This window comes from Micromonospora sp. NPDC007271 (genome assembly GCF_040634005.1).
GTDB lineage: Bacteria > Actinomycetota > Actinomycetes > Mycobacteriales > Micromonosporaceae > Micromonospora.
Genome location: NZ_JBEYER010000166.1, coordinates 1 through 9,074, shown reverse-complemented (window position 1 = coordinate 9,074; position 9,074 = coordinate 1). Strand labels below are relative to the sequence as shown.

Sequence of the window (9,074 nt, the reverse complement as noted above, 5' to 3'; positions counted from 1 at the left end):
GCTGGCTGGTCGACCGTTGGCTCGACACCAGTGGCATCGCCACCGGGATCGGGATCGTGCTCGGCATGGCCGGGGGGATCATCCTGGTCGTGCGCAAGCTCGGCACGCCTCAATAGGAAGGGACGCGGTGTTCGGACAGGCGAACGTCCTGGCACAGGGCGCGGCAAACTTTCCTCCCAGTGTGGAGGACTTCTACCTGCCCAGCATCCTGCCCTGGGGTGCGCACAATTCCTACTGGTTCACCAAGATCACGTTCATGGTCTGGCTGGCGGTCGGGATTCTGATCCTGTTCTTCCTGCTCAGCTACCGCAACCCGCAGCTGGTGCCGACCAAGAAGCAGTGGTTCGCCGAGTCGGTGTACGGCTTCGTGCGGAACAACATCGCGGTCGACATGATCGGGCACCAGGGTGTTCGGTTCGCGCCGTACTTCACCACGCTCTTCTGTTTCGTCCTGCTGACGAACTTCTTCGCGATCGTCCCGTTCTTCCAGATCTCGCCGAACTCGCACATCGCCTTCCCGGCATTCCTCGCCCTGATCAGCTATGTGCTCTTCAACTACGTGGGCATCCGGCAGCACGGGTTCGTCAAGTACTTCAAGAACGCGCTGGTCCCGCCGGCGCCGTGGTACATCCTGCCGCTGCTGATCCCGATCGAGGCGTTCTCGACGTTCCTGGTCCGGCCGTTCTCGCTGGCCGTTCGTCTGTTCGCGAACATGTTCGCGGGCCACATGCTCCTGCTGGTCTTCACGCTCGGCGGCTTCGCGATGCTCAACGCCAACGCGCTGCTGGCCCCGATCTCGGTGGTCTCCTGGGTGATGACCATCGCGCTGACCTTCCTCGAGTTCCTGGTGATCGTTCTGCAGGCCTACGTCTTCACCGTGCTGACCGCCAGCTACGTGCAGGGCGCGCTCGCCGAAGCGCACTGATCCACTTCGCACCAACCGTTGTCGTCCCGCGTGACAGTCACGCGTGATAACCAGGAGGAACACACCAATGGACGTTCTCGCCGCGGTAACGGGCAGCACCGCCGCCATCGGCTACGGTCTGGCCGCCATCGGCCCGGGCATCGGCGTCGGCCTGGTCTTCTCGGCCTACATCCAGTCGACCGCTCGGCAGCCGGAGTCGTCCCGGATGACCCTGCCGTACGTCTGGATCGGCTTCGCCGTCATCGAGGCGCTGGCCCTGCTCGGCGTTGCGTTCGGCTTCGTCTGGTCCGGCGTCTGATCCACCCCCTCTGATCGGGAGGTCTTACATGAACTTCCTCGCCGCGGGTGCTGAACACAACCCGATCCTGCCGCTCTGGCAGGAGATCGTGGTCGGCGGCATCGCCTTCATCGTGCTCTGCTTCGTGCTGATGAAGTTCGTCTTCCCGCGCATGGAGCAGACGTTCCAGGCCCGGGTCGACGCGATCGAGGGCGGTATCAAGCGCGCCGAGGCCGCCCAGGCCGAGGCCAACCAGCTGCTCGAGCAGTACCGGGCCCAGCTCGCGGAGGCGCGTACCGACGCCGCCAAGATCCGCGACGACGCCCGGGCCGACGCCGAGGGCATCCGCCAGGACATCCTCGCCAAGGCGAGGGAGGAGTCCGACCGGATCATCGCGGCCGGCAAGGAGCAGCTCGCCGCCGAGCGGGCCACCATCGTGCGCGAGCTGCGCACCGAGGTCGGCACCATCGCGGTGGACCTGGCCAGCAAGATCGTCGGCGAGTCGCTCGCCGACGAGGCGCGTCGCAAGGGCACCGTCGACCGGTTCCTGAGCGGTCTCGAGAGCGCGGGGGCCCGCTGATGCAGGCCGCCAGCCGGGAGTCGTACAAGGTCGGGGCCGAGCGCCTCGACGCGTACGCCCGCGGCGCGGAGCCGTCGGCGGTGGCCTCCACCGCCGACGACATCCTCTCCGTGGCCGCACTGCTGCGGCGGGAGCCGCGGCTGCGCCGGGCGCTGTCCGACCCGGCGCGCCCGGGTGAGGACCGGACCGGCCTGCTCACGGGCATCCTGACCGGCAAGGTCGGCGCGGACGCGCTCGACCTGCTCGTCTCGCTGGTCGCCGGCCGCTGGTCGGCACCGTCGGAACTGCTCAACGGCGCCGAGCGGCTGGGCGTCGAGGCGCTCCTGGCGAGCGCCGAGAAGGCCGGCGAGTTGGGTGAGGTCGAGGACGAGCTGTTCCGTTTCGGCCAGGTCGTGTCGGCTTCCGCCGAGCTGTCCAACGCGCTCTCCGACCCGATGGCCGCGGCCGAGCGGCGGGCCACCCTGGCCCGCGAGCTGCTCGCCGGCAAGGCCCGGCCGGTCACCGTCCGTCTCGTCGAGGCCGCGCTGGCCGGCTTCGGAGGGCGCTCCTTCATCGGGGCGCTCACCCGGCTGGTCGAGCTGGCCGCCGACCGGCGGGACCGTCAGGTCGCGTACGTGACCGTGGCGGCCCCGCTGAGTGACGAGGAGGAGCGACGCCTGGGTGCCCGCCTCTCCGCGATGTACGGTCGAGAGGTTTCCGTCAAGCAGACGGTGAACCCCGAGGTGCTCGGTGGGGTGAGCGTGCGGGTCGGCTCCGACCTGTACGACGGCACCGTCCTGCGCCGCCTCAACGAGACCCGTAACGCGCTCGCGAAGCGCTGACCAGCGCCTCCACAGCCCTGATTCGACGCCATCGGACCGGTCGGTACTAGGTATCCCGGGCCCCTGATACTTGAAGGAAGCAGAGGATGGCCGAGCTGACCATCTCGACGGAGGAGATCCGTGGCGCGCTGGAGCGCTACGTCTCCTCCTACACGGCCGACGTCTCCCGCGAGGAGGTCGGCACCGTCGCCGACGCCGGCGACGGCATCGCCCACGTCGAGGGTCTGCCCTCGACCATGACCAACGAGCTCCTGGAGTTCGAGGACGGCACGCTCGGCGTGGCGCTGAACCTCGACGTCCGGGAGATCGGTGTCGTCGTCCTCGGTGACTTCGGCGGTATCGAGGAGGGGCAGCGCGTCAAGCGCACCGGCCGGGTGCTCTCCGTGCCGGTCGGCGACGCCTTCCTCGGCCGCGTGGTCAACGCGCTCGGCCAGCCGATCGACGGCCTCGGCGACATCCCGAACGAGGGCTACCGCGAGCTGGAGCTCCAGGCTCCGAACGTGATGTCCCGCCAGTCGGTCTTCGAGCCGCTGCAGACCGGTCTCAAGGCCGTCGACGCCATGACCCCGATCGGCCGCGGCCAGCGCCAGCTGATCATCGGTGACCGGAAGACCGGCAAGACCACGGTCGCCCTGGACGCCATCCTCAACCAGCGCGACAACTGGCGCTCCGGCGACCCGAAGAAGCAGGTCCGCTGCATCTACGTCGCCGTCGGCCAGAAGGCCTCCACCATCGCCTCCATCAAGGGGACGCTGGAGGAGGCGGGCGCGATGGAGTACACGACCATCGTCGCCTCCCCGGCCTCCGACCCGGCCGGCTTCAAGTACCTCGCCCCGTACACCGGCTCGTCCATCGGGCAGCACTGGATGTACGGCGGCAAGCACGTCCTGATCGTCTTCGACGACCTGAGCAAGCAGGCCGAGGCGTACCGGGCCGTGTCGCTGCTGCTGCGCCGCCCGCCGGGCCGCGAGGCGTACCCGGGTGACGTCTTCTACCTGCACTCCCGGCTGCTGGAGCGCTGCGCCAAGCTCTCCGACGAGCTGGGCGGCGGCTCGATGACCGGCCTGCCGATCATCGAGACCAAGGCGAACGACATCTCGGCGTTCATCCCGACCAACGTCATCTCCATCACCGACGGCCAGATCTTCCTCGAGACCGACCTGTTCAACCAGGGCGTCCGGCCGGCCATCAACGTCGGTACCTCGGTCTCCCGGGTCGGTGGCGCCGCGCAGGTGAAGCCGATGCGGAAGGTCGCCGGCTCGCTCCGGCTCAACCTGGCCCAGTACCGCGAGCTGGAGGCGTTCGCCGCCTTCGCCTCCGACCTGGACAAGGCCTCCCGCGCCCAGCTCGAGCGCGGCGCCCGGCTGGTCGAGCTGCTCAAGCAGGCGAACTACTCGCCGTACCCGGTGCAGGAGCAGGTCGTCTCGGTCTGGGCCGGCACCGAGGGCAAGCTGGACGACATCCCGGTCGGCGACGTCCGCCGCTTCGAGTCGGAGTTCCTGCAGTACCTCCGGCACAAGCACGAGGGCGTCCTGGCCGCGATCGCCGACAACAAGTGGGACGACGACATCATCGCCTCGCTGGACTCGGCCATCACCGAGTTCAAGCAGCTCTTCCTGGGCAAGGAGGACGAGGTGCGGATCAACGAGGCCCCGGCCAAGGCGCTGGAGGGCGAGGAGACCCGCGAGACGGTGACCCGCTTCCGCGACGGCTCGACCGACCGCCCGGCTGAGAGCTGACGATGGCCGCCCAGGTTCGCGTTCTTCGTCAACGGATCCGCTCGGCGAAGTCGATGAAGAAGATCACCAAGGCGATGGAGCTCGTCGCGACGAGCCGGATCGCCAAGGCCCAGGCCCGGGTGGAGGCGTCGCTGCCGTACGCCCGGGCCATCACCGGGGTGCTCACGGCGCTGGCCTCCAACGCGCGGATCGACCACCCGCTGCTCACCCCGCGTGAGCGGGTGCGGCGGGCGGGCGTCCTGCTGATCACCGCCGACCGCGGTCTGGCCGGCGGCTACAGCTCGAACGCGATCAAGACGGCCGAGTCGCTGGTCGCCCGGCTGCGGGCGGACGGCAAGGAGCCGGTGCTGTACGTCATCGGCCGCAAGGGCGTGACGTTCTACCGGTTCCGTAACCGGGACATCGAGGCGAGCTGGACCGGCTTCTCCGAGCAGCCGGCCTTCTCCGACGCCCGCGAGGTGGGCGAGACGCTGATCAAGGCGTTCACCGCCGGCGCGGACGACGTGGACGGCGGCCCCGGCGCGGACGGCGTCCTCGGCATCGACGAGCTGCACATCGTCTACACCGAGTTCAAGTCGCTGATGACGCAGACGCCGGTCACGAGGATCATCGGCCCGATGCAGGTCGAGGACCGGCCGCGGTCCGAGGGTCTGCTCCCGGCGTACGAGTTCGAGCCGGAGGCGGAGGCGCTGCTCGACGCGCTGCTGCCGAAGTACATCAACACGCGGATCTACGCGGCGTTGTTGGAGTCGGCGGCGAGTGAGTCGGCGGCCCGGCGGCGGGCGATGAAGAGCGCCACCGACAACGCCGAAGAGATGATCGACAAGTACACGCGTGAGATGAACTCGGCCCGCCAGGCCGGGATCACCCAGGAGATCAGTGAGATCGTCGGCGGCGCGAACGCGCTGGCCGCGTCGGGAAGTGAAGTGTGATGACTGCCCCAGTAGAGACCAAGACGGCCACCGGTCGCGTGGTCCGGGTCATCGGCCCGGTCGTCGACGCCGAGTTCCCGCGCGACGCCATGCCGGACCTGTTCAACGCCCTGCACGTCGACGTGACGCTGTCCGGCGGCGAGAAGATGCTGACCCTGGAGGTCGCCCAGCACCTGGGCGACAACCTGGTCCGCGCCATCTCGATGCAGCCGACCGACGGCCTGGTGCGCGGCGCCGAGGTGCGGGACACCGGCGCGCCGATCAGCGTGCCGGTGGGCGACGCGGTCAAGGGCCACGTGTTCAACGCGATCGGCGAGTGCCTCAACCTCGCGGAGGGCGAGACGCTCAACGCGGACGACCGCTGGGGGATCCACCGCAAGGCCCCGGCCTTCGCGGACCTGGAGCCGAAGACCGAGATGCTGGAGACCGGCATCAAGGTCATCGACCTGCTCGCCCCGTACGTCAAGGGCGGCAAGATCGGCCTGTTCGGCGGCGCCGGCGTGGGCAAGACGGTGCTCATCCAGGAGATGATCACCCGCGTCGCCCGGAACTTCGGTGGTACCTCGGTCTTCGCCGGCGTGGGTGAGCGCACCCGTGAGGGCAACGACCTCATCGCCGAGATGACCGAGTCCGGCGTCATCGACAAGACCGCGCTGGTCTACGGCCAGATGGACGAGCCGCCGGGCACCCGGCTGCGCGTCGCCCTCTCCGCGCTGACCATGGCGGAGTACTTCCGCGACGTGCAGAAGCAGGAGGTGCTGCTCTTCATCGACAACATCTTCCGCTTCACCCAGGCCGGCTCCGAGGTCTCCACGCTGCTCGGCCGGATGCCGAGCGCCGTGGGTTACCAGCCGACCCTGGCCGACGAGATGGGCGAGCTCCAGGAGCGGATCACCTCCGTCCGGGGCCAGGCCATCACCTCGATGCAGGCGATCTACGTGCCGGCGGACGACTACACCGACCCCGCCCCGGCCACCACGTTCGCCCACCTGGACGCGACCACCAACCTGGAGCGGTCGATCTCCGACAAGGGCATCTACCCGGCCGTGGACCCGCTGGCGTCCTCGTCCCGGATCCTCGCCCCGGAGTTCGTCGGCCAGGAGCACTTCCAGGTGGCCACCGAGGTGAAGCGGATCCTGCAGCGGTACAAGGACCTGCAGGACATCATCGCCATCCTCGGTATCGAGGAGCTCTCCGAGGAAGACAAGATCACCGTGGGCCGGGCCCGCCGGATCGAGCGCTTCCTGTCGCAGAACACCTACGCCGCCGAGCAGTTCACCGGCGTGCCGGGCTCGACGGTCCCGATCAAGGAGACCATCGAGGCGTTCAAGAAGATCAGCGAGGGCGAGTACGACCACTTCCCCGAGCAGGCCTTCTTCATGTGCGGCGGTCTGGAGGACCTGGAGCGCAAGGCGAAGGAGCTGATGGAGGGCTGAGACCCTCGTCACATCAACGGAGGCCGTCCCGACAGTGTCGGGGCGGCCTCTGCCTGTTCAGGCCTGCTTTACCAGATGTCCGGTCTGCGGGCAAGCGGTTCCGTCGACGGCGCGGTACCGTTCGTGGCACGACTTTCACGTCATGGACACCTTTCTCGTGCAACGAAACGGTCCCGTGCGCCCGTCTGCCAGTCGTGGGCGTGACGATTGGAGATGCTCGTGGGTAAGGCCGGCAAGAGCCGCGGCAAGCGGTCCGTCTGGTGGGGCGTGCCACGGTGGGCGCGGGTGTGCACCATCCTCGGCGTGGTCCTCATGATGCTCAGCGGTGGCACGCTGGTGAGCTACCAGGCTCTGGTGGCCCGTTACGAGGGCGCGGTCGGCAAGGGGGACCTCTTCGGAGACCAGGCAGCAGGCGCCACGGAGAAGAAGAGCACGATCAAGGGCCCGCTCAACATCCTGCTGGTCGGCATCGACCCGCGCAACCCGGAGACCCCGCCGCTGGCCGACTCGATCATGATCCTGCACGTGCCGGCCGGCCTGGATCGGGGCTACCTCTACTCGTTGCCGCGGGATCTGCGGGTCGACATCCCGAAGTTCCCCAAGGCGAACTTCGCGGGTAAGAACGACCGGCTGAACGCCGCCATGTCATTCGGCAGCCGGCTGCCGGGGCGGAACCCGGACGCCGCCGCCGGCTTCGAACTCCTCGCCAAGACCGTCCAGCAGGTCACCGGGATCGAGCGCTTCGACGCCGGCGCGATCATCAACTTCACCGGCTTCCGGAAGATCGTCGACGCGATGGGCGGCGTCGACATGTACATCGAGCGGGACGTGCGGTCCGAGCACCGCCAGCCCGACGGCAAGATGCGCCAGCTCAAGCCGGGCGGTGGCGGCTACCTCGGCCCGCAGGCCGAGTACAAGAAGGGCAACGTCCACCTCAAGGGCTGGCAGGCGCTGGACTACGTGCGGCAGCGCTATCCGAAGAACGGCGTGCCGGACGCCGACTACGGCCGGCAGCGGCACCAGCAGCAGTTCGTCAAGGCGATGGTGAGCCAGGCGTTCAGCGCCGACGTGGTGACCAACCCGCTCAAGCTGGACCGGGTGCTCCGCGCGGCCGGCGAGTCGCTGATCTTCAACGGCCGCGGCAACAGCGTCGTCGACTTCGCGCTCGCGCTGAAGGACATCCGGGCCGACTCGATCGAGACGATCAAGCTGCCCGCCGGGGCCATCGGTAGCGGCTCGGCGTACCAGGGGGAGCGGCTGTTGCCCGCGGCCGAGGACTTCTTCGCGGCGATGCGCAACGAGCAGGTCGACGCGTTCATGCTGGAGCACCCCGACTTCAAGCAGAAGAACAGCTAGCCTGAGCGCCAGCGGACCCGGCGGGTGCCGGGGCCTGCCCACGAACGTGGTGCGGGTCTCGCCACCCGCGTTGGGTGGCGCTCGGGGCCGCGACTAGACTTTCGGCAATCCGCCGCCGCAGCAAGGAGACAGCGTGGCACAGCAGCTTCACGTCGAGCTCGTAGCCGTCGAGGAGAAGGTCTGGTCCGGCGAGGCCGAGATGGTCGTCGCCCGGACGACCGAGGGTGAGCTGGGTGTGCTGCCGGGGCACGCGCCCCTGCTGGGCCAGCTCGCCGAGCCCAGCCAGGTACGCATCAAGCAGCCCGGCGGCCAGCAGCTCGCGTACGACATCGCCGGCGGCTTCGTGTCCGTGACCGGTGAGGGCGTCACCGTCCTCGCCGAGAGCGCCTCCCCGGCCACCCCGGCGCGCTGAGCCGAACCGCCGATGGAGATCGTGGAAGGGATCGGAATCGGCGTCGCGGTCGTATTCGCCGCGCTCGTGATCCTCTTCGTCCGGCGGGCGCTGTTCACTCGCACCGGAGGCATCATCCGGCTCAGCGTCCGGGTGTCCACGATCCTCGACGGCCGGGGCTGGTCGCCTGGCTTCGGCCGCTTCGTCGGCGACGAACTCCGCTGGTACCGCATGTTCAGCTTCGCCCTGCGGCCCAAGCGCGTGCTCTCGCGCAAGGGTCTCGCGGTGGAGCGCCGCCGGCTGCCCGAGGGGCAGGAGCGGCTCTCCATGCCGGCCGACTGGGTGATTCTGCGGTGTACCAGTCACCATGCGCCGGTCGAGATCGCCATGGCGCGATCCACGGTCACCGGCTTCCTTTCCTGGCTCGAGGCCGCCCCGCCCGGGGCGGCCTCGCCGCGTCTGGCCTCGCAGGACTGGCCGGCTGCCTGATCCGCCTGTGGTTGCGGTTTTGGGGTGCCGCGGTGCCGCGGTTGGGGTTTCTGGTGCGCGTCGCGGTGCGTGGGTGGTTGCGGTTTCGGGTGTGGCCCGCCGTGCCCGGCTCCGGGCGGTCAGGCTTG

Annotated in this window: 10 protein-coding genes; all 10 read left to right on the top strand. The window is 69.0% G+C overall.

Annotated elements, in window-relative coordinates; genetic code table 11:
- Nucleotides 1–127: 127 nt before the first annotated feature.
- The 10 genes from atpB (at nucleotide 128) to ABZ570_RS32715 (ending at nucleotide 8,946) form a co-directional block, all read left to right on the top strand.
- Entirely contained in the window at nucleotides 128–925 is a 798-nt protein-coding gene (atpB, locus tag ABZ570_RS32760) for a F0F1 ATP synthase subunit A (RefSeq protein ID WP_358071859.1), read from the top strand.
- Nucleotides 926–992: 67 nt separating this feature from the next.
- Nucleotides 993–1,223, top strand: coding sequence for an ATP synthase F0 subunit C (locus ABZ570_RS32755; protein WP_089005488.1), 231 nt, complete (start codon nucleotides 993–995; stop codon nucleotides 1,221–1,223).
- Between the two features lie 28 nt (nucleotides 1,224–1,251).
- Entirely contained in the window at nucleotides 1,252–1,782 is a 531-nt protein-coding gene (locus ABZ570_RS32750; protein WP_358071857.1) for a F0F1 ATP synthase subunit B, read from the top strand.
- Entirely contained in the window at nucleotides 1,782–2,603 is an 822-nt protein-coding gene (locus ABZ570_RS32745; RefSeq protein WP_358071855.1) for a F0F1 ATP synthase subunit delta, read from the top strand. Before ABZ570_RS32750 ends, ABZ570_RS32745 begins: the two co-directional genes overlap by 1 nt.
- Nucleotides 2,604–2,689: 86 nt before the next feature.
- The gene (gene atpA, locus ABZ570_RS32740) at nucleotides 2,690–4,342 is read left to right on the top strand and encodes a F0F1 ATP synthase subunit alpha (RefSeq protein ID WP_358071853.1); all 1,653 of its coding nucleotides are present in this window, start codon (nucleotides 2,690–2,692) and stop codon (nucleotides 4,340–4,342) included.
- Between the two features lie 2 nt (nucleotides 4,343–4,344).
- Nucleotides 4,345–5,274 (top strand): F0F1 ATP synthase subunit gamma, encoded by a 930-nt coding sequence (locus ABZ570_RS32735; RefSeq protein WP_358071851.1) that lies wholly within the window; start codon nucleotides 4,345–4,347, stop codon nucleotides 5,272–5,274.
- Entirely contained in the window at nucleotides 5,274–6,710 is a 1,437-nt protein-coding gene (gene atpD / locus ABZ570_RS32730; RefSeq protein ID WP_358071849.1) for a F0F1 ATP synthase subunit beta, read from the top strand. Before ABZ570_RS32735 ends, atpD begins: the two co-directional genes overlap by 1 nt.
- 213 nt (nucleotides 6,711–6,923) lie before the next feature.
- Entirely contained in the window at nucleotides 6,924–8,066 is a 1,143-nt protein-coding gene (locus ABZ570_RS32725) for an LCP family protein (protein ID WP_358071847.1), read from the top strand.
- 133 nt (nucleotides 8,067–8,199) lie between these two features.
- On the top strand, nucleotides 8,200–8,478 hold the full coding sequence (locus ABZ570_RS32720; protein ID WP_091197489.1) for a F0F1 ATP synthase subunit epsilon: 279 nt from the start codon (nucleotides 8,200–8,202) through the stop codon (nucleotides 8,476–8,478).
- Between the two features lie 12 nt (nucleotides 8,479–8,490).
- A complete protein-coding gene (locus tag ABZ570_RS32715) occupies nucleotides 8,491–8,946 on the top strand; it encodes a DUF2550 domain-containing protein (protein WP_089005496.1) in 456 nt (151 codons plus the stop codon).
- The last annotated feature ends 128 nt before the right edge of the window (nucleotides 8,947–9,074 follow it).